We start from the raw sequence: 19923 nt of genomic DNA, 5'->3' as shown, positions 1-19923 counted from the left end.
ACGGCGGCGGCGCTGGTGGCCGGCGTGGCCGCCCTGCCCGACGCGGTCACGTCGTGGTCGGCCACCGGCATCGGCCGCACCACCCTGCCGGTGATGCTGGCCTCCCTCGCCCAGGGCGGGCACCTCCGCGTCGGCATGGAGGACGTGCTCACGATGAGCAAGGGCGTGCCGGTCGAGTCCAACCGCCAGCTCGTCGACCGGGCGGTCGAGGCCGGCCGGCTGGCCCAGCGCACAGCGATGACCACCGCCGAGGCCCGGGCACTCCTGGGCCTGACCGTGCAGTGACTCATCGGACCTTCGGCGTCGCCTTGCTGGTGCGGACGGCGTTGTAGTAGCCCGAGGCCCGGACGGTCACCTCGACCCTGATCCGCTGGCCGATCTTCCCCCGAGTGATCTGGTAGGTCCTCTTCGTCGCGCCGGTGATCCTGGTGCCCCCGGCCAGCCAGCGGTAGCCGTAGGTCGACCCGGCCGGGCAACCCCGGACCTTCACGGTGAGCGTGTGCCTCACGCGCGCGGCGCCCTCGAGCCGCACGCGGCACCCGGGACCGATGGTCAGGGCCGCAGGCTGGGTGGGCGGCTGGGGCGGGGGGTTCGTGGGTGGGGGGTCGGTGGGCGGCTGCCCGGGCGTGGGCCAGGCCGGCTTGTCCGGGTCCCTGATCCAGTCCTGGAAGAAGGCGTCGAGGTCGAGCCCCGAGATCTGCTCGGCCAGCGCCTGGAGGTCGGCCGCACCGTGGCTGCCGCCGTGGTTGAGCAGCTGCCACTGCTTGATGAGCGTGCGGAACGCCGGGTCGCCGATCAGGGTCCGGAGCGCCTCGTAGGTCATCGCGCCGCGGTCGTAGGACTGCCACCCGAAGAGATCCGCCGGGTCGGTGATCCCGGCCGGCGGCACCTTCCACCGCGAGCTGGCGGCGGAGGTGCTCGCCCACTCGCCGTGGAACTCGTCGTAGGTCGACGCGCCGGAGAGGTCCACAGGTGCCCAGGTCGCCATGCCCTCGTTGATCCAGAGGTCGTTCCACACCGTCGGGGACACCGCGTCGCCGTACCACTGGTGCGTGAGCTCGTGCACCAGCGTGCCACCCACCGATCCGGCCGACGGGAAGGTCGGGCGGTCCTGGGTCTCGAGGGCGTAGCCGACGAAGGTCTGGTCCACGACGATCCCGGTGCTCTGACCCGGGTAGGGGCCGAGCCGCGCCTCGAGGCCGGTGAGGATCGACGACAGCTCGGCCCGCCGGTCGTCGATCGAGGTCTGGTCGGCGGCGTAGATCGCCGAGTCGATGAAGGACCACTCGGGCACCGTGCGGCCGCCTGAGAGGCCTACGTCGGACTGCTTCACCTCGTACTGCCCGATCGAGACGAGGACGAGCTCGCTGGCCATCGGCCGAGCCTCGGTCCAACGCCACACGCTGCGCGTCCCCGACCCGTCGGGCAGGGGGAGGGTGGGCTCGCCGTTGGAGACCACCTCGAGCCCGGCGGGGACGTCGACCGAGATGGTGTACGTCGCCTTGTCGGCCGGCGTGTTGTTGTTGGGGAAGCCGGTCATCGACCCGATCGGCTGGTTCATGAACGTCGCGCCGTCGGCGGTGGGGATCCACCCCTCGTCCGAGCCGTCGGTGTCGTGGCGGATGTCCGGCTCGCCGCCGTACGCGACGACCACGGTGAACGTCCCGTCGACCGGCGTGGACGGCGTGACCACCAGCTTGTGCCGGCCCGGCAGTGTCCCGTCCGGCTCGTCGATGCGGCTGAAGGCAGCCACGGCGCCGTCCACCGAAACCGACGACACCGTCAGTCCCTGGAGGTCCAGTCCGAAGGAGGACAGCGGCTGTCCGGTCGTGGCGGCGGAGATCGTCGCAGTGGCGTCGATGGTGCCGCCGCTGCCGGGCGGCCCCGGGTCCCAGGCGAGGTCGAGGTCGTAGTGGCCGACGTCGTAGCCGCCGTTGCCCTGGTTGGGGAACAGCGTGTCGCCGGAGGTGAGGGGGCCGGCCACCCCGGGAGCGGCGTACGCCGGGTCGAGCACGAGCACGCCGGCTGCCAGTGAGCCGGCCACCCAGGGTGCGGCCCGGCGCCAGGGACCCGTCACGCCCGGCAGCGTACGTGCTGGCGACTACTGCGACGAGCGGGTGTCAGGAGCCGCTGTTGATCATCCCCGCGCCGACGGTGACGCCGGTGGCCTCGTCGATCAGGATGAACGACCCGGTGGTGCGGTTCTTGCTGTAGGGGTCGCACAGCAGCGGCTGGGTGGTGCGCAGCTGGATCCGGCCGATCTCGTTGAGGCCGAGCTCCTTGGTCTCCTGGTCGCGGTGGAGCGTGTTGACGTCGAGGCGGTACTGGATGTCCTTGACCAGCGCCCGCGCCGTGCGTGTCGTGTGCTTGATGGCGAGCTTCTGGCGCGGCCGCAGCGGCTGGGTGGTCATCCAGCAGATCATCGCGTCGATGTCCTGGCTCGGCTGCGGGGCGTTGTTGACCCGGGCGATCATGTCGCCGCGCGAGACGTCGACGTCGTCCTCGAGGCGCACGGTCACCGACATCGGCGGGAAGGCCTCGGGGACCTCCTCGTCGAACAGGTCGATGCCGGCGATCCTCGAGGTCATGCCCGAGGGGAGGACGACGACCTCGTCGCCGGGCTTCAGCACGCCGCCGCCCACCTGGCCGGCGTAGCCGCGGTAGTCGTGGTGCTCGTCGGACTTGGGGCGGACGACGTACTGGACCGGGAACCGGACGTCGACCAGGTCGCGGTCGGAGGCGACGTGGACGTGCTCGAGGTGGTGCATCAGCGTCGGGCCGCTGTACCACGTCATGTGCTCGGAGCGCTCGACGACGTTGTCGCCCTTCAGCGCCGAGATCGGGATGACCTCGAGGTCGGGGATGTTGAGCTTGGTCGCGAACTGGGTGAACTCGGCGTGGATCTTCTCGTAGACGTCCTGGGCGTAGTCGACGAGGTCCATCTTGTTCACGGCCAGCACGAGGTGCGGGACCCGGAGCAGCGAGAGGATCACGGCGTGCCGGCGGGACTGCTCGGTGAGCCCCTGGCGGGCGTCGACGAGCACCAGCCCCAGGTCGGCGGTGGAGGCCCCGGTGACCATGTTGCGCGTGTACTGAACGTGGCCGGGGGTGTCGGCGATGATGAACTTGCGGTGCGGGGTGGCGAAGTAGCGGTAGGCCACGTCGATCGTGATGCCCTGCTCCCGCTCGGAGCGCAGTCCGTCGGTGAGCAGCGCGAGGTCGGTGTAGTCATAGCCCCTGGACACCGACGTGGCCTCGACGGCCTGGAGCTGGTCCTCGAAGATCGACTTCGAGTCGAGCAGCAGACGGCCGATGAGGGTCGACTTGCCGTCGTCGACCGAGCCGGCCGTCGCGAAGCGGAGCAGGTCGGCCTGGCGTCCGGCCAGCGCCTCGACCGGAGCGTCGCTGTCGTCGTGCGTGGTCTCGAGGTCGGCCATCAGAAGTAGCCCTCCTTCTTCCGGTCCTCCATGGCCGCCTCCGAGAAGCGGTCGTCGCCGCGGGTCGCACCGCGCTCGGTGACCCGGGCGACCGCGATCTCCTCGATGATCTTCTCGATCGTGTCGGCCTCGGAGTCGACACACCCGGTCAGCGTCAGGTCGCCGACGGTGCGGAACCGGACGGTGCGCTCCTCGACCGTCTCGCCCTCGCGCAGCGGGTTGTGCTCCGACTCCGAGAGCCACATCCCGTCGCGCTTGAAGACGCGGCGCCGGTGCGAGAAGTAGATGCTCGGGATCTCGACGCCCTCACGGGCGAGGTAGTCCCAGATGTCGAGCTCGGTCCAGTTCGAGATCGGGAAGATCCGCATGTGCTCGCCCTCGTGGAGCCGGCCGTTGTAGAGGCTCCACAGCTCGGGGCGCTGGTTCTTGGGGTCCCACTGGCCGAACTCGTCGCGGTGGGAGTAGACGCGCTCCTTGGCGCGGGCCTTCTCCTCGTCACGCCGGCCACCGCCGAACGCCGCGGTGAAGCCGTGCTCCTCGAGGGCGTTGAGCAGGGTGCCGATCTGGAGCCGGTTGCGGGAGGTCTTGCCGTCGTCGACGACGATGCCATTGGCGATGGCCTCCTCGACGCTGGCCACGATGAGGCGCACGCCGAGCCGGTTGACCCAGTTGTCGCGGGTGGCGAGGACCTCGGGGAAGTCGTAGCCGGTGTCGACCTGGAGCACCGGGAAGGGGATCTTGGCCGGGAAGAACGCCTTCTCGGCCAGCCGCATCATGACGATGGAGTCCTTGCCGCCGGAGAACATCAGCACCGGCTTCTCGAACTCGGCAGCGACCTCGCGGAAGATGTGGATGGACTCCGCCTCGAGCTGGTCGAGCTGGCTCAGCCGGTAGTCGGCATGGGTCAAGGACATGTGGTTGGGGTGTACCTCTACGAGTGTGGTGCCCGTCGCTCCGGGCGGTCTGAGAGCAGCCATCAGGGTATCGGGCCGCTCGGAGGGGGTCGAAATCGTGGCCAATCTCTGGTGAGTAAGTCGAGAATTCACGAAGACCGGCGTCCATGCGCCCATGAGCGTCCGGAACCCCCGGTCCCTAGACTCCGAGGGTGCGGATCTCTGTGTTCGGCTGCGGCTACCTCGGCGCCGTCCACGCCGCCTGCATGGCCTCGCTGGGCCACGAGGTGGTCGGCGTCGACGTCGTCGAGGAGCAGGTCGCCTCGTTGGCCGCGGGCCGGCCGCCCTTCCACGAGCCCGGTCTGGAGCAGCTGCTCGGCGAGGCGCTGGCCACCGGCCGGCTGGAGTTCACCACCGACGCGAGCCGGGCGGCGGACGCAGTGGTGCACTTCATCTGCGTGGGCACCCCGCAGAAGAAGAACGAGAACGCCGCGGACATGAGCTACGTCCGCGCGGCCACCGAGACGATCGTCGGCCTGCTGAAGCCAGGTGACGTCGTGGTCGGCAAGTCGACGGTGCCGGTCGGCACCGCGGAGGTGATCGCGGAGCGGATCGAGGAGCGCGAGCCGGCCGCCGAGCTGCTCTGGAACCCGGAGTTCCTGCGCGAGGGCCACGCGGTCGAGGACACCCTGCGGCCCGACCGGCTGGTCTACGGCATCCGGCAGGGTGACGGCGGCGCACGGGCGGCCCGGGTCCTGGACGGGGTGTACGCCGCCGCGCTGGCCGCCGGCGTACCGAAGGTCGAGACCGACCTGGCCACCGCCCAGCTGGTCAAGGTGGCGGCCAACTCCTTCCTGGCCACCAAGATCTCCTTCATCAACGCGATGGCCGAGCTCTGCGAGGCCACCGGCGCCGACGTCACCCAGCTCGCCGACGCGATCGGCTACGACGCGCGGATCGGCCGGAAGTTCCTCAACGCCGGCGTCGGGTTCGGGGGAGGGTGCCTGCCCAAGGACATCCGGGCCTTCATGGCCCGCGCCGGGGAGCTCGGCGTCGACCAGGCGCTGACCTTCCTGCGTGAGGTCGACTCCATCAACCTGCGCCGCCGGGTCCGGATGGTCGACCTGGCCCGCGAGGTCTGCGGCGGCTCGATCGCCGGCCGCCGGATCGCGGTGCTCGGCGCGGCGTTCAAGCCGCACAGCGACGACATCCGCGACTCGCCGGCGCTGTCGGTGGCCGCCCAGATGCAGCTCCAGGGCGCCCAGGTGACGGTCACCGACCCGCGGGCGATCGACAACGCCCGCAAGAAGTGGCCGGACCTGTCCTATGCCGACACCGTCGAGGACGCCGTACGCGACACCGAGGTGGTGCTGCTGCTCACCGAGTGGCCGGAGTACGTCGGCCTCGACCCGGTCGCCCTGAAGGAGCAGGTGGCGGTGGGCCGGATCATCGACGGCCGCAACTGCCTCGACCCCGCGACCTGGCGAGCTGCCGGCTGGACCTACCGGGCGCTGGGCCGTCCGTGACCGTCTGACGCCGGAGCGACCGCCTCGTCCGGGTGCGGCCGGGGAGATTCGCCCTCGAGCTCGGCGACCGTCGGCGCCCCGAACATCGGCAGCCCCTGCCCGCGGCGCAGCAGCCCCCACACGAGCGGGACCAGCAGGATCATCGCGAGGCCGATGAACGCGATCAGGACCGGGTGCGTCGTGTCCTTGCCCAGGGGTGGCCAGCCCGACTTGTCGAGCAGCGCCACCCCCGACATGGTCAGCACGACGACGATGCCGCGCCGGATCACCGACTGCGGGACCCGCGGGGCGACCGCGCTGCCCATGATCGTGCCCGGGACCGATCCGACGATCAGCGGGATCGTGATGCTCCAGTCGATGCCGTGGTTGACCAGGATGTTGGAGACCGCCGCAGAGAGCACCAGTGGCACGGCCTGGACGAGGTCGGTGCCGACCAGCCGCACCGCGGACAGCCCCGGGTAGAGCATCAGCAGCGCGACCATGATCACCGATCCCGAGCCGACGCTCGTGATCCCGACCAGCAGCCCGCCGACGGCGCCGACGAGCAGCGTCAGCAGCGGCCGGATCGGCGGGTTGGGGTCGGCCTCCGCGGCGCCGCCACGGATCCGGCGCAGGTTGATGTAGAGGCGCAGGGCGTACGTCGCCGCTGCCAGCAGCAGCGCGAACCCGATCATCTCCTTGAGCAGGGTGTCGAGCTTGTCCTCGTCTCCGGCGGCGATGCGATGGATGATCCAGGGCCCGATGAACGCCATGGGCACCGAGCCGACGATCAGCCACTTGGCGAGCGAGAGGTTGGGTGAGCCCTCGCGAGCGTGGGTGAGCGCGCCGCCGGTCTTGTAGACCGCGGCCGCGGTCAGGTCAGCGGTCACCACGGTGGCCGCCTCGCCACCGCCCACGCCGAGGAAGATCAGCGCCGGCGTCATCAGCGCACCACCGCCCATGCCGGTCAGGCCGACGACGAAGCCCACGACGAGCCCGGCGACGGCGATCGACAGGGCGGTCACCGTGAGCAGGTCACCCATCACAGCTCCTTCTGCTGACCCTCACTCTGAAGGGCCGGCAGCAGGGCGCGCAGATGGTCCCGGAGGCTTTGCACGCACCCTGCGCAGGCCTCAGTACCCCGACGATAGGGGTCAGGGACGTCGAGAGCAGGATCGGCGTGGCCACGGCTCGACCCGAGGTGGTCCAGCAGCGCCACACGGTCAAGTCCCGTCGGCGCGCTCGCGATCGCCCTGGCCGCCTGGCCGAGGGTGAAGACCCGGGCGAAGGCCGCCGGCCACTCGTCGATGACGAAGGCCCGGTGCCCGGCCTCCATCGTCAGCATCAGGTCCGCCTCCTCGACGATGGCATGGGTGAGCCGGCGGCTGCGGAACGCGGATGCGTCCGGGCCGGCGGTCAGCTCCGCGACCATGTCGGGGTTGATCGGCTCGCCGTCCCGGGCGTGGGTCCCGGCGCTGCTGAACTCCACGTCGCCGGGTCCGGCGGCCCGGGCGAGCAGCTCCGCGCTCGGCGATCGGCAGATGTTGGCGGTGCAGACGAACAGGACCTTCACAGGGTCAGGAACCCGGCCTCCCGGAGCCCGCGCAGGACGTCTCCCAGCGCGTCCTCGACGGTCCTCCCGGTGGTGTCCACGCGGACGTCCGCGTCCTGGGGCTCCTCGTACGGCGAGGAGATGCCGGTGAACTCGGGGATCTCGCCGGCGCGCGCCCGGGCGTAGAGCCCCTTGCGGTCGCGTCGCTCGCACTCCTCGAGCGGCGTGGCGACGTGGACCAGGAAGAACGCGCCCCCGGCCTCCTCGACCATCGCCCGGACCTGCTGCCGGGTGGCGTCGAACGGCGCGATCGGGCTCACCACGGCGACGCCGCCGTGCCGCGAGATCTCGGCGGCCACCCAGCCGATCCGCCGGATGTTGGTCTCCCGGTCCTCGCGCGAGAACGTGAGCCCGGCCGAGAGGTTCCGGCGGACGACGTCGCCGTCCAGGCTGGTCACGGTCCGCACGCCCTGCTCGAGCAGCAGGTCCACCAGGGCCCGGGCCAGGGTCGACTTCCCGCTGCCGGACAGCCCGGTGAAGAACACCACCAGCCCCTGCCGCTCGGGCGGTGGCCGGTCGTGGTCGACGACCCGCTGGACCTCGGGCGGGTAGTCGCTGTCTCCCTCGCGGAGGCCGTGGACGGGATCGCCCGCCGCGAACGCCTCCACCACGCGGACCCCGATCGCGTGGTCGGCCTCGGGGTCGCCGTGCGTGGGGACCGGGACGGCGACCACCACCGCGTCCGGCAGCAGAGCGGCCGCGGCGCGGGTGGCGCGCACCAGCCCGACCGGCGACAGCCACGGCGTGCCGGTGCCGGTGAACGCGAGCAGGGTGACCGGGCCCAGTCCGGACAGCTCCCCGAGCTGGGAGGTCGTGATGGGGTCGCCCAGCGGGACGACCGTGCGGCCGGCGTACCGCTCCCGGTAGGCGGCGGGGGTGAGCACCAGGTCGCGGAACGGCCCGTGCTGCGCGTGCGTGATGGGGTCGACGACGCCCGCTGGCCAGGACACCCGGGCCAGCGGCAGCCCCTCGGGGTCCACCAGCTCGACCGCTCCGACCACCCGGGCCTCGGTGGCGACCGGCTCGGGGAGCTCGAGCGTGACCGGGCTGCCGGGCTGGTTGAAGGCGCGCGGCTCGCCGAGCGCGCCGCTGGCCAGCAGCTCGAGGTCGTCGAGCTCGATCGGCGTCGGGCAGTGCTGCGGCACGGGCGGGCTGGGCACGACCCGAATGGTCTCACCCCCTAGATGACTGATTCCAAGGGCTCGCGTAGCGTGCAAGCCCTTGGAATCAGTCATCTAGCCTTGCCCCGTGCCAGCGCCCGTGGTCGTCGCCGAGGTCGTCCGGTCAGGTTTCGTCGAGGGACACCACCGCGGCTCGGTGGTGGCGCTGTCGTCGGACGGGAGCCCCGCCTGGTCGGTCGGTGATACGACCGGTCCGGTGCTGCCCCGCTCGTGCAACAAGCCGCTGCAGGCGCTGGGGATGGTCCGGCTCGGCCTCGACCTCCCGCCCGACCTGCTGGCGCTGGTGTGCGCGTCGCACAGCGGCGAGCCGTTCCACCTCGACGGCGTGCGCCGGATCCTCGAGCTCGGCGGGCTCGGGGTCGACGCGCTGCAGACGCCGAAGGACTACCCGCTCGACGACGCGGCCAAGGTCGCCGCGATCCGGGCCGGCGACGAGCCGAGCTCGCTGGCGATGAACTGCTCGGGCAAGCACGCCGGGATGCTGCTCACCTGCGTCGTCAACGGGTGGGACACGGCGAGCTACCGCTCGCCCGACCACCCGCTCCAGCAGGGGATCGCCCGGACCTTCGCCGAGGCGACCGGTGAGCAGGTCGCCGTGACCGCCGTCGACGGCTGCGGCGCGCCGCTGCTGTCCACCTCGCTGACGGGGCTGGCCCGCGCGTTCCGCACGCTGGCCGTCGCCGCCGACGGCCCCGAGCGCCGCATCGCCGATGCCATCCGCGCCCACCCGGCACACGTCTCCGGCACCACCCGCGACGAGCTCAAGCTGCTCACCGCCATCCCGGGTGCGATCGGCAAGGCCGGCGCCGAGGCGTGCTACGCGGTGGCGCTGCCGGACGGCCGCGCGTACGCGCTCAAGATCGACGACGGGGGGGCGCGGGCCCGCCCGGTGGTGATGGCCGAGGCGCTGCGCCGTGACGGCGTACCGACCGGCTCCGGGGTGGACGCGGCCGCCCTCGACGACACCGGCCGAGTCCCGGTGCTGGGCGCCGGCGAGCCGGTCGGCGAGATCCGTGCGATGCTCTAGCTAGCACGCCCGTCACGCCGATTTCCCCATGTTCTCAAGGGTTTCTGTGACCCGATCCACAGCCCGGCTGCTTGCACCTGCTAACAAAAGTTAGCATAATGGAGACATGGCAAAGGGAAGTGTCGGAGAGCGCGTCGGGGAGCAGGTCAACAAGACCGCCGAAGCGCTCGGCGACTACCTCAAGGAGCAGCGGCTCCTCGCCCGGCTGTCACTGCGGCAGCTGGCCGAGCAGGCCGGGGTGTCGAACCCCTACCTGAGCCAGATCGAGCGGGGGCTGCGCAAGCCGTCCGCCGAGGTGCTCCAGCAGATCGCCAAGGCGATGCGGATCTCCGCGGAGTCGCTCTACGTGCGGGCCGGGATCCTCAACCCGGCCGACGGGGTCGGGGGCTCGGTCGAGCTCGCGGTCCTGGGCGACACCCGGCTGACCGAGCGCCAGAAGCAGTCGCTGCTCGACGTCTATGCCTCGTTCCTCGCGCTCAACGGCGCGGCGAGCGAGCCGGAGGACTCGGGGACGACCGACGCCCCCACCGAAGCAACCACCACCGAGAAGGAGTGACACAGATGACGAAGTTCGACCTCAAGGCCGAGGCCACCAAGGGCCTGCACGCCGGTGTCGGCGCCGCTGACCTCGCGTTCGAGACTGTCAAGGAGTACGTCGCCGAGGCGCAGAAGCTGGCCCAGAAGCGCTTCGAGGGCTACCAGAAGGACGCCCAGAAGGCGTTCGCCAACGCGCAGAAGTCCGTCAAGGGCTTCGAGTTCCAGCCGCAGGTGCTCCGCACCCAGGCCACCACCGCCGTCAACACCCGCGTCGACGAGCTGTCCAAGGACGCCAAGGCTCGCCGGGCCGCCATCGAGAAGCGGGTCGCCGAGCTGCAGACCGAGGCGCAGCGGTTCGTCTCCGAGAACGTCGGCACCGCGGCCGGCACCTTCGACAAGCTCGCCAAGCGCGGCGAGAAGGTCGTGAAGCGGGTCCGCAAGGAGACCGCTGCGGTCGCCGACCCGGGCCCGGTCAAGAAGACCACCGGCACGACGGCCACCGCCAAGAAGGCGCCGGCCAAGAAGGCCACCGCGAAGAAGGCCCCGGCCAAGAAGGCTGCGGCCAAGACCGCCGAGTGACCCTCTGAGCCCGGCTCGATCACGAAGGCCCCCGCGATCTCCGCGGGGGCCTTCTGCTCGTCCGCTCGTTCGCCTGGTCATCTAGGCTTGCGGCATGGACGTCTTCCAGGTCGAGGGCACGATCATGCTGGTCGTCTTCTTCGTCCTGCTCGCGATCAAGATCTACGCCTTCGGCAGCGCGCTGCTGTTCTCGGGCGAGTCCTACAGCGCGGCCAACAAGCTCACCAAGCCGGCCTGGTGCATCATCCTCGGGCTCGGCGTGGCGGTGCAGCTGATCTTCCAGTCGCCGCTGGGGATCTTGTCCATCGCGTTCACGATCGCGGCGTTCGTCTACCTCGCCGACGTCCGGCCCGCACTGGCCAACCTGACGCGGCGCTGACCGGCCTGGCCGGCGACCTTGCCGGCCGACGTCAGCAGGGTCAGCGCTCGTCCTCGAAGGCGACGTGGTCCAGCGCCAGCGCGGAGCCGTCGTACTGGTTCACGACGACACCCTCGATGACATGCCGTAGCCGCTCCCGGTCCCCGGTGTCACATCGCACGCGGAGGCCGTGGGACGTGGCGAGGTCTGTGACCACGCTGACGTAGCCGGCCTTCTTCAGGGCGACGGCGAAGACGACCGGGTCGATGCCGTTGGGGATGGCGTAGGTGACGGTGGGCGTGTGGGGATCGCGCAGCTGTGACTCGGTGCGCTTCTCGTCCTCGACGAGCGAGCGCAGGGAGACGGCAACCGCGACGATCACAACCACCGCGAGGATTGACAGTAGGGCAGCAGCGGCGACCATGACTCCTCCTTGGGCGCGTCGGTACTGCCAGAGTCACCGCGTCGCCCCGGTCCGGTCAGAGTCGCCGGTCCCGTCGTGAACGGTCCGAGGTCCCGCCGCGGTCAGCCGTCGGCGAGGTAGCGGCGCAGGGCGCTCATCGCGTCCTCCGGCTCGAAGCCGGTCGCCCGCAGCTTGGACAGGTCCATCACGCTGCGCAGCGGCCGCGGCGCGAGGTCCTTGCCCGCGAAGTAGTCCTCGGTGCTCACCGGGGTCACGTCGTCGCGCGAGCGCCCGCACAGCTCGAAGACCGCCTCGGCCACGTCGGCGAACGAGGTCGGCTCGCCGCCGTTGCTGACGTTGTAGGTGCCGAACGGCGCGCCGACGTCGAGCAGGTGCCGGGTCGCCCGGGAGAGCTCCTCGGTGAACGTGAGCCGGCCGACCTGGTCGTCGACGACGGTGGGGCTGACGCCGTTGGCTGCCAGCTGCTGCATGGTGCGCACGAAGTTCTTGCCCGAACCGATCACCCACGACGTGCGCAGGACGTAGTGGCGTGGCGCGGTCGCCACCGCGATGTCGCCGGCCGCCTTGGTCTGCGCGTAGACGCCCAGCGGCGAGAGCGGCTCGTCCTCGGTGTGTGGGTCGACCGTGCCGTCGAAGACATACTCGCTGGAGTAGTGCACCAGCGTGAACCGGTGCTCGGCGGCCAGCCGGGCCAGGGTCGCGGGGGCGCCCGCGTTGGCCGCCCACGCCGTACGCCGCCCCTCGGGCGTCTCGGCCGCGTCGACCGCGGTGTAGGCCGCCGCGTTGAGCACGAGTGCGTAGTCGTTCCACGGCCAGGCTGCGACCTGCGCCGGGTCGGTGACGTCGAGGCTCTGTTCGTTCGGGCGCTCGCCCGGGACGAGGTCCACGAGGTCCGCGCCCGGGAAGTCTGCCTGGAGCGCCGTGCCGAGCTGCCCCTTGTGGCCGACGATCAGCGTCTTGCGCGGCGCCATCGGGGTGACCTCGGCGAGCATGGGGGTGCTCTTGTCCTTGTCGCTGATCTCCGCCTCGGCAAGCGCGATCGGCCACGGGATCGCGACGGTCGGATCGGCCAGGTTGAGCGCCGGGTAGGTGAGCCCGGGCCGCCAGTGGTCGTTGACCAGGTAGGAGTACGTCGTGCCGTCCTCGAGCACCTGGTAGGCGTTGCCGACCCCGCGCGGCACGAACACCGCGACAGAGGGGTCCGCCTCGATGGTGAAGAGCTGCCCGAACGTCTCGCCCTCGCGCATGTCGACCCAGGCGCCGAAGATCCGGCCGCACGCGACGCTGATGAACTTGTCCCACGGCTCGGTGTGCACACCGCGGGTCACGCCGCGCCTGGCGTTGTAGGCGACGCTGTGCTGCACCGGGCCGAAGTCCGGCAGCCCGAGCGCGGTCATCTTGGCGCGCTGCCAGTTCTCCTTGAACCAGCCGCGGCTGTCCTCGTGCAGCGGGAGACGGACGACGAGGAGGCCGGGGATAGGTGTGGTCTCGACGGACAGCTCGGTCACCACGCGACCTCACCACCGCTCATCGAGCTTGTCGAGATGTCCGCACGGTCGGCTCCCAGCGCACGCCTCGGGGATCTCGGCAGGCTCGATCGGCGGCGGTCGAGTCCCTGTCCAGGCTCGGTCACTGCCCCTTGGCCGCGTAGAACGCCTCGGTGGCCTGCTTGTGCGGGCGCCACCAGTCCTCGTGCCGGCGGTACCAGTCGACGGTGTCCGCGAGCCCCGCCTCGAAGTCCTGGAACCGTGGCGACCAGCCGAGCTCGGCGCGCAGCTTGCCGGACTCGATCGCGTAGCGGCGGTCGTGGCCGGCCCGGTCGGTGACGAACTCGATGTCGTCCTCGGAGCGGCCGAAGAGCCGGAGCAGCGCGGTGACGACCTGGAGGTTGGTCCGCTCGCCGTCGGCGCCGATGAGGTAGGTCTCGCCGACGCGGCCCTGCTCGAGGATGCGCAGCACGGCCGAGGAGTGGTCGTCGGCGTGGATCCAGTCGCGGACGTTGAGCCCGTCGCCGTAGACCTTGGGCGGCACGCCGTCGACCAGGTTGGTGATCATCCGCGGGATGAACTTCTCGATGTGCTGCCAGGGGCCGTAGTTGTTGGAGCAGTTGGAGATCGTCGCGCGCACGCCGAAGCTGCGCACCCAGGCCCGGACCAGGTGGTCGGAGCCGGCCTTGGAGGCGCTGTAGGGCGAGGAGGGGTTGTACGGCGTGTCCTCGGTGAACCGCTTCGGGTCGTCGAGGTCGAGGTCGCCGTACACCTCGTCGGTGGACACGTGGTGCAGCCGGACGTCGTGCCTGCGGGCCGCCTCGAGCAGCGTGAAGGTGCCGACGATGTTGGTCTGGATGAACGGCGCCGGGTCGTGCAGCGAGTTGTCGTTGTGCGACTCCGCCGCGAAGTGGACGGCCGCGTCGTGGTCGCTGAACAGCTTGTCGACGAGGGTGGCGTCGGCCACGTCGCCGACGACCAGCTCGACCCGGTCCTCGGGAAGCGCATCGATCGCCTCGCGGCTGGCGGCGTAGGTGAGCTTGTCGAGCACGGTGACCGAGAGGTCGGTGTTGCGCACGACGTGGTGCACGAAGTTGGAGCCGATGAACCCGGCGCCGCCGGTGACGAGAATGCGATCCACGGGCCGTGAGCCTAGTTTCTCGGCGGCCATCGCTCCTAACTAAGGTGATGGCCCATGCGCGGAATCATCCTGGCTGGCGGCACCGGCTCGCGGCTGCACCCGATCACCCTCGCGGTGAGCAAGCAGCTGATGCCGGTCTACGACAAGCCGATGATCTACTACCCGCTCACCACGCTGATGCTCGCCGGGATCCAGGACGTCCTGGTCATCACCACCCCGCACGAGGCCGAGCAGTTCCGCCGGCTGCTCGGGGACGGAGCGCAGTTCGGCGTGCGGATCACCTACGCCGTCCAGCCGAGCCCGGACGGGCTCGCCCAGGCGTTCATCATCGGCGCCGACCACGTCGGTGAGGACCGGGTCGGACTGGTGCTGGGCGACAACATCTTCTACGGCGACGGGCTCGGCGCCAGGCTCAACCGGTTCGACGACCTCGACGGCGCCGCGGTGTTCGGCTACCGCGTCGCGGACCCGTCGGCGTACGGCGTGGTGGAGTTCGACGGCAGCGGCCGCGCCCTCTCGCTGGAGGAGAAGCCGGCCGAGCCCAGGAGCGACTACGCCGTGCCGGGCCTGTACTTCTACAGCTCCGACGTGGTCGAGAAGGCGAACGCGCTCGAGCCGTCCGCCCGCGGCGAGCTCGAGATCACCGACCTCAACCGGGCCTACCTCGCCGAGGGCCGCCTGCACGTCGAGGTGCTGCCCCGCGGCGCCGCCTGGCTCGACACCGGCACCGTCGACGACCTCAACGAGGCCGGCAACTACGTCCGCGCGATCGAGCACCGGCAGGGGCTCAAGATCGGCTGCCCCGAGGAGGTCGCGTGGCGGATGGGCTTCATCGACGACGCCCGTCTCCGCGAGCTCGCCGAGCCCCTGGTCAAGAGCGGTTACGGCAGCTACCTGCTGGGACTGCTCGACCACCACTGATCGCGCGACCGTCGCGCCGGCCGTCGGGTCGGCGCGCCCATCCCTGCGGGATCTGTGGCGAGATGTTCACCTGCGGCCCATTGAGTGGCCGGCCGCCTCGCGGGATGGTGGAGGGTCGCCCTCCCCCCTTGGGGGCGACAGGACGGAGTGGAGATGAACATCGTTCTCGTGCACGGCGCGTGGGCCGACGGCTCCTGCTGGAGTGCGGTCATCGAGAAGCTGCAGGCCAACGGCCACACGGTGACTGCGCCGCAGTTCCCCCTGACGACCCTCGCCGGCGACGTGGCCCGGCTGCGCCAGGTGCTGGTCCGGCAGAGCGGGCCCACGCTGGTGGTCGGGCACTCGTTCGGCGGCCAGATCATGACCGCTCTGGGGACCGACGCGCCGAACGTGGTGGGCCTGGTCTACATCGCGGGGTTCGGGCTCGACGAAGGCGAGTCGATCGGCGCACTGCTGGCCGGTGGTCCGCCGCCTCCGGGAGTCGCGCACCTCGATGTCGACGCCAGCGGAGCGGCCTGGCTACCCGAGGACGACTTCCTCGCGCACTTCGCCGCCGACGTCCCTGCCGTCAAGGCGCGGGTGATGTACGCCGTGCAGCAGCCGCTCGCCTTCGCGGCGTTCGACGACGTGATGGGCGTGCCGGCGTGGAAGTCCCTGCCGTCGTGGTTCATGGTCGCCGCGTCAGACGAGGTGATCCCACCCGACGCCGAGCGCTCGTTCGCCCAGCGGATGGGTGCCGTCACCGTCGAGGCGGCGTCCAGCCACGTCGCCATGGTCTCCCACCCGGACGAGGTGACCGACCTGATCGAGACCGCCCTCAAGGGGGTCGACGCCTGAACCCTGCCAGTCGCTGGACCCGGCCCCGGGTTCGGCACGGCTCGGCCCTTGCCGGTGTCGGCGGACAGCCCTAACGTGCAAGCAGCCTGGTGGTCCGGACTCGGGAGGGAACCATGCGCCAGTCACTCGTCGCACCCGTCGCAGCGCTCGTCCTCGCGCTGGGCGTCGCCACGCCCGCGTCCGCCGGCCATCCCTGGCACGGCCGGCACTCGGGTCATCACGGCCAGCACCACGGCCACGGCAACGGCAACGGTCACGGCAACGCTCACGACGGCGGCTACGCCCGGCACGCCCCTCGGCCGGGGCTGACCGACCAGGACTTCTACTTCGTGATGGGCGACCGGTTCGCCAACGGCGACACCGCAAACGACGACGGCGGGCTCGGCTCCGACCCGCTGGTCAGCGGGTTCGACCCGACGAAGAAGGGGTTCTACCAGGGTGGCGACCTGCAGGGACTGACCTCGAAGCTCGACTACATCCAGGGGCTCGGCACCGACGCGATCTGGCTGACCCCGATCTTCAAGAACAAGGCGGTCCAGCTCGAGGACGGCCCGTCGGCCGGCTACCACGGCTACTGGATCACCGACTTCACCCAGGTCGACCCACACCTCGGCACCAACCAGGACCTCGCCGACCTGGTCGCCGCCGCGCACCAGCGCGGGATGAAGGTGTTCTTCGACATCATCACCAACCACACCGCCGACGTGATCGGCAACACCGAGGGCGACCGGACGGCGTACATCTCCAAGGACGTCAGCCCCTACAAGACGGCGGGCGGGCAGCCGTTCGACGACCGCGACTTCGCCGGCACCAGCAGCTTCCCGGCGCTCGACCCGGCGACGTCGTTCCCCTACCACCCGGTGCTCGCGCCGGGGGAGGAGGACCTCAAGTCCCCGGCGTGGCTCAACGACGTCACCAACTACCACAACCGCGGCAACACGACGTTCACCGGCGAGGACAGCCAGTACGGCGACTTCTTCGGGCTCGACGACCTGTTCACCGAGAAGCCGCAGGTGGTCGACGGAATGATCCAGATCTACAAGACCTGGGTCGACGACTTCGGCATCGACGGCTTCCGGATCGACACGATGAAGCACGTCAACGACGAGTTCTGGCAGCAGTTCGGCCCGAGCATGCAGGCCATCGCCGCCCAGGACGGCAACCCGGACTTCTTCATGTTCGGTGAGGTCGCGCTCGACGGCAGCGGCGCGGCCCAGAAGAGCTTCACCTCCCACTACACGACGCACGACGACATGCAGGCAGTGCTCGACTTCCCGTTCCAGGACGCGGCGCGCGGATTCGCGTCCAGGAGCCTGGGCAACGGCCAGCTCGCGCAGTTCTTCGCCAACGACGACTGGTACACCGACCGCGACTCCAACGTCTACGAGCTGCCGACCTTCCTCGGCAACCACGACATGGGGCGGATCGGCCACTTCCTGCAGGCCGACAACCCCGGCGCCGACGACGGCGAGCTGCTGGCGCGCGACCGGCTGGCGCACGAGCTGATGTACCTCTCCCGCGGCAACCCCGTCGTCTACTACGGCGACGAGCAGGGGTTCACCGGCAACGGTGGCGACCAGGACGCCCGGCAGACGATGTTCGCCAGCCGGGTGGCCGACTACCTCGACGACGACCTGCTCGGCACGGCGCGCACCCACGCGCAGGACAACTACGTCACCGACGCGCCGCTCTACCAGTCGATCCGGCAGCTGGCCCAGCTGACTTCGCAGCACCCGGCGCTGCGCAACGGGGCCGAGCAGGTGCGCTACGCGTCCAGCGGGCCGGGCGTCTTCGCCTTCTCCCGGATCGACCGGCAGCACCAGAAGGAGTACGTCGTCGCGCTCAACAACAGCGAGTCGGCGGCGTCGGCCGCGGTGCCGACGTTCGTCAAGAAGCGGGGCTTCACCAAGGTCTACGGCGCGGGGCCGGCCAGCATCCGAAGCGACAGCCACTCCACCCTGCCCGTGTCCGTGCCGGGGCTGTCGGCGTCGGTCTACGTCTCCTCCGCCCGGATCCCGCGCTCGACGCACGCGCCGAAGATCAGCCTCGACAAGCCCGCTCCTGCTGCGGAGTCGCGCGGCCGGATGCACGTCCAGGCCGACGTGAAGGGCGACTCGTTCTACGAGGTGACCTTCCAGCGGCGCGTGGGCAACGGCGGCTGGCAGAGCATCGGCGTCGACGACTCGGCGCCCTACCAGGTCTTCGACGACGTCTCGTCGCTCCACGCGGGCACGCCGGTCTCCTACCGCGCAGCGGTGCTGGACAACGCCGGCCACACCCGCGGCTCGGACGCGCGGAGCACCCGCGTCCCCGCGCCGGTGGTCGCGATCGAGGCGCCGCTCGAGGGGCGCAATGTGCGCGGCGTCGTCGAGGTGCGCGCGACGGCCGACCCGGAGCGCGCGACGCACGTGGTGCGCTTCGAGCGCAGCGTGGCCGGCGGCGCATGGACGCCGATCGGCTCCGACTCCTCGTCGCCGGCCTACACCGTGTTCGACGACCTCGCCCCGCTGGCCCTGGCCGCCGGGACGGTGGTGCGCTACCGGGCAATCCTCACCGAGCCCGACGGGACCACGGCCACCAGCGCCGAGCGCTCGGTGCGCCAAGCCGGACCTCCGGCGACGCAGGCGCGGCTGCACTACTTCCGGCCGGCCGGCGACTACGACGGCTGGGGGCTGCACATGTGGGGCGATGCGGTCGACCCGACGGTGCTCGCCCAGATCGCCTGGGACCACCCGTGGCCGCTCACCCGCATCTCCGCAGATGGCTGGGCGGAGTACGACATCCCCCTGGTCTCCGACACCAAGCCGGTGAACTTCATCATGCACCTCCCGAACGGCGACACGGTGCCCACCACCCGCGAGCCCGGTGGTGACCGGTCGTTCGTGCCGATCGACAGCGTGGACGTGTGGATCGTGCAGGGCGACCCGACGGTCTACACGAGCCAGCCACAGGCTCCCTGACCCACAGCCGGGATAGTCCCAGACCTTTCTCACTCGCGCCGGGTCGGTCGTGTTGGAAAGGTCTGGGACTATCCCGGGGGAGTGGCGGTCTCGAGCAGGAGCCGGTCCGCCTCCACCATCCGGCGGACGAGCTCCCCGAAGTCGACGGTCGGCTGCCAGCCCAGCTCCTCGCGGATCCGGGAGGCGTCGCCCACCAGGGCCGGTGCGTCGACCGGGCGGATCAGTGCGGGGTCGACGTCGACGTAGGACGACCAGTCGGCGATACCGATGCAGCCGAACGCCGCGGCGGCGAACTCCTCGACCGAGTGGGCCTCGCCGGTGGCCACGACGTAGTCGCGCGGCGTCGTCGCCCGGGCCGCCAGCACCATCGCCTCGACGTAGTCCGGGGCCCACCCCCAGTCGCGCCTCGCGGCAAGGTTGCCGAGGCTGATCCGGCCGGCGTGGCCCGCGGCGATGGCGGCCACTCCCGAGGAGATCTTGCGGGTGACGAAGTGGGCAGGGCGCCGTGGCGACTCATGGTTGTAGAGCACCAGCGACGTGCCGTGCAGCCCGCGGCGCCGGTAGACCTCGACCATGAAGTGGGCATAGGCCTTCGCCGCTCCGTAGGGGTTCGCCGGCCGGACCGGGGTGTCCTCGTCCTGCGGTGAGCGGTCGGGGAGGCCGAAGATCTCCGCGCTCGAGGCCTGCACGAACCGAGCGCCGACGTCGTGGGCCGCCCCCATCAGCCCGGCCGCGGCCAGGCCGTTGACCCGCGCCGTGAGCCCGGGCTCGTCCCATGACCGGGCCACCGAGCTGAGGCCGGCCAGGTTGTATACCTCGTCAGGAGCGACCTCGAGGATGCTCGCCCGGGTCGCGTCGAGGTCCGCGACGTCGCCGGTGTGCAGGTGCACGCCGTCGATACCAACGTCGTCGCCGGGCAGCGCGAGCGCGTGCACCTCGACGCCGTCGGCCAGGAGCCGCTCGGCGAGGTAGCCGCCGTCCTGGCCGCCGACCCCCGTGATCAAGGCGGTCGGCATGCGGCCCA

General features: G+C 70.9%; 19 protein-coding genes. 9 read left to right on the top strand and 10 right to left on the bottom strand.

The features are described from left to right. On the top strand, positions 1-285 hold a 285-nt coding region (locus tag VFV89_RS17380), incomplete at its 5' end, for a 3-keto-5-aminohexanoate cleavage protein (protein ID WP_329707221.1). 1 nt (position 286) lies between these two features. Here VFV89_RS17380 and VFV89_RS17375 read toward each other — a convergent pair. Genes VFV89_RS17375 through cysD form a run of 3 tightly spaced genes read right to left on the bottom strand, consistent with a single transcriptional unit; the run spans position 287 to position 4351 of the window. Further along, on the bottom strand, positions 287-2077 hold the full coding sequence (locus VFV89_RS17375; protein ID WP_329707220.1) for a M1 family metallopeptidase: 1791 nt from the start codon (positions 2075-2077) through the stop codon (positions 287-289). 43 nt (positions 2078-2120) lie between these two features. Further along, on the bottom strand, positions 2121-3437 hold the full coding sequence (gene cysN / locus VFV89_RS17370; protein WP_329707219.1) for a sulfate adenylyltransferase subunit CysN: 1317 nt from the start codon (positions 3435-3437) through the stop codon (positions 2121-2123). Then, positions 3437-4351: a sulfate adenylyltransferase subunit CysD gene (gene cysD, locus VFV89_RS17365; RefSeq protein ID WP_329707218.1), complete on the bottom strand. Its 915-nt coding sequence runs from the start codon at positions 4349-4351 to the stop codon at positions 3437-3439. The genes cysN and cysD overlap by 1 nt, the downstream gene beginning before the upstream one ends. Positions 4352-4542: 191 nt before the next feature. Between cysD and VFV89_RS17360 the strand changes: the two genes are divergently transcribed. Further along, positions 4543-5856 carry a UDP-glucose/GDP-mannose dehydrogenase family protein gene (locus tag VFV89_RS17360; protein ID WP_329707217.1) on the top strand — a complete coding sequence of 438 codons (1314 nt, stop codon included), beginning with the start codon at positions 4543-4545 and terminating at the stop codon, positions 5854-5856. Here the strand turns inward: VFV89_RS17360 and VFV89_RS17355 are convergent. From VFV89_RS17355 to cysC, 3 genes are read right to left on the bottom strand one after another with little or no spacing between them, the layout of a single operon-like run. Next, positions 5832-6878, bottom strand: coding sequence for a sulfite exporter TauE/SafE family protein (locus tag VFV89_RS17355; RefSeq protein WP_329707216.1), 1047 nt, complete (start codon positions 6876-6878; stop codon positions 5832-5834). The two genes, VFV89_RS17360 and VFV89_RS17355, sit on opposite strands and share 25 nt — an antisense overlap. Beyond that, the gene (locus tag VFV89_RS17350) at positions 6878-7408 is read right to left on the bottom strand and encodes a hypothetical protein (protein ID WP_329707215.1); all 531 of its coding nucleotides are present in this window, start codon (positions 7406-7408) and stop codon (positions 6878-6880) included. The genes VFV89_RS17355 and VFV89_RS17350 overlap by 1 nt, the downstream gene beginning before the upstream one ends. Next, positions 7405-8607 carry an adenylyl-sulfate kinase gene (gene cysC / locus VFV89_RS17345; RefSeq protein WP_329707214.1) on the bottom strand — a complete coding sequence of 401 codons (1203 nt, stop codon included), beginning with the start codon at positions 8605-8607 and terminating at the stop codon, positions 7405-7407. The genes VFV89_RS17350 and cysC overlap by 4 nt, the downstream gene beginning before the upstream one ends. Before the next feature lie 88 nt (positions 8608-8695). Here cysC and VFV89_RS17340 point away from each other — a divergent pair, with 88 nt between their 5' ends. From VFV89_RS17340 to VFV89_RS17325, 4 genes are all read left to right on the top strand, one after another. Next, positions 8696-9655, top strand: a complete 960-nt coding sequence (locus VFV89_RS17340) for an asparaginase (protein ID WP_329707213.1) — start codon at positions 8696-8698, stop codon at positions 9653-9655. Between the two features lie 106 nt (positions 9656-9761). Beyond that, positions 9762-10211 carry a helix-turn-helix transcriptional regulator gene (locus VFV89_RS17335; protein WP_329707212.1) on the top strand — a complete coding sequence of 150 codons (450 nt, stop codon included), beginning with the start codon at positions 9762-9764 and terminating at the stop codon, positions 10209-10211. 5 nt (positions 10212-10216) lie between these two features. After that, a complete protein-coding gene (locus VFV89_RS17330) occupies positions 10217-10771 on the top strand; it encodes a hypothetical protein (protein ID WP_329707211.1) in 555 nt (184 codons plus the stop codon). Between the two features lie 94 nt (positions 10772-10865). Continuing rightward, entirely contained in the window at positions 10866-11150 is a 285-nt protein-coding gene (locus VFV89_RS17325; RefSeq protein ID WP_329707210.1) for a DUF2516 family protein, read from the top strand. A 40-nt stretch (positions 11151-11190) separates the two neighbouring features. On the opposite strand, the gene VFV89_RS17320 is transcribed toward VFV89_RS17325, so the two are convergent. From VFV89_RS17320 to rfbB, 3 genes are all read right to left on the bottom strand, one after another. After that, positions 11191-11517: a hypothetical protein gene (locus VFV89_RS17320; RefSeq protein WP_329707209.1), complete on the bottom strand. Its 327-nt coding sequence runs from the start codon at positions 11515-11517 to the stop codon at positions 11191-11193. Between the two features lie 137 nt (positions 11518-11654). Beyond that, positions 11655-13061 (bottom strand): bifunctional dTDP-4-dehydrorhamnose 3,5-epimerase family protein/NAD(P)-dependent oxidoreductase, encoded by a 1407-nt coding sequence (locus tag VFV89_RS17315; protein ID WP_329707208.1) that lies wholly within the window; start codon positions 13059-13061, stop codon positions 11655-11657. Positions 13062-13182: 121 nt separating this feature from the next. After that, the gene (rfbB, locus tag VFV89_RS17310; RefSeq protein ID WP_329707207.1) at positions 13183-14211 is read right to left on the bottom strand and encodes a dTDP-glucose 4,6-dehydratase; all 1029 of its coding nucleotides are present in this window, start codon (positions 14209-14211) and stop codon (positions 13183-13185) included. Between the two features lie 24 nt (positions 14212-14235). Between rfbB and rfbA the strand changes: the two genes are divergently transcribed. The 3 genes from rfbA (at position 14236) to VFV89_RS17295 (ending at position 18899) form a co-directional block, all read left to right on the top strand. Then, entirely contained in the window at positions 14236-15102 is an 867-nt protein-coding gene (gene rfbA, locus VFV89_RS17305) for a glucose-1-phosphate thymidylyltransferase RfbA (protein WP_329707206.1), read from the top strand. A gap of 153 nt (positions 15103-15255) precedes the next feature. Continuing rightward, positions 15256-15939: an alpha/beta hydrolase gene (locus VFV89_RS17300; protein ID WP_329707205.1), complete on the top strand. Its 684-nt coding sequence runs from the start codon at positions 15256-15258 to the stop codon at positions 15937-15939. A gap of 113 nt (positions 15940-16052) precedes the next feature. Continuing rightward, positions 16053-18899: an alpha-amylase family glycosyl hydrolase gene (locus VFV89_RS17295; RefSeq protein WP_329707204.1), complete on the top strand. Its 2847-nt coding sequence runs from the start codon at positions 16053-16055 to the stop codon at positions 18897-18899. 68 nt (positions 18900-18967) lie between these two features. Here the strand turns inward: VFV89_RS17295 and VFV89_RS17290 are convergent, their stop codons facing one another. Continuing rightward, the gene (locus VFV89_RS17290; RefSeq protein ID WP_329707203.1) at positions 18968-19915 is read right to left on the bottom strand and encodes a GDP-mannose 4,6-dehydratase; all 948 of its coding nucleotides are present in this window, start codon (positions 19913-19915) and stop codon (positions 18968-18970) included. Positions 19916-19923: the final 8 nt, after the last annotated feature.

The sequence above is a fragment of the Nocardioides sp. genome, assembly GCF_036274455.1.
GTDB lineage: Bacteria > Actinomycetota > Actinomycetes > Propionibacteriales > Nocardioidaceae > Nocardioides.
This window is presented reverse-complemented; position numbering and strand designations above follow the sequence as displayed.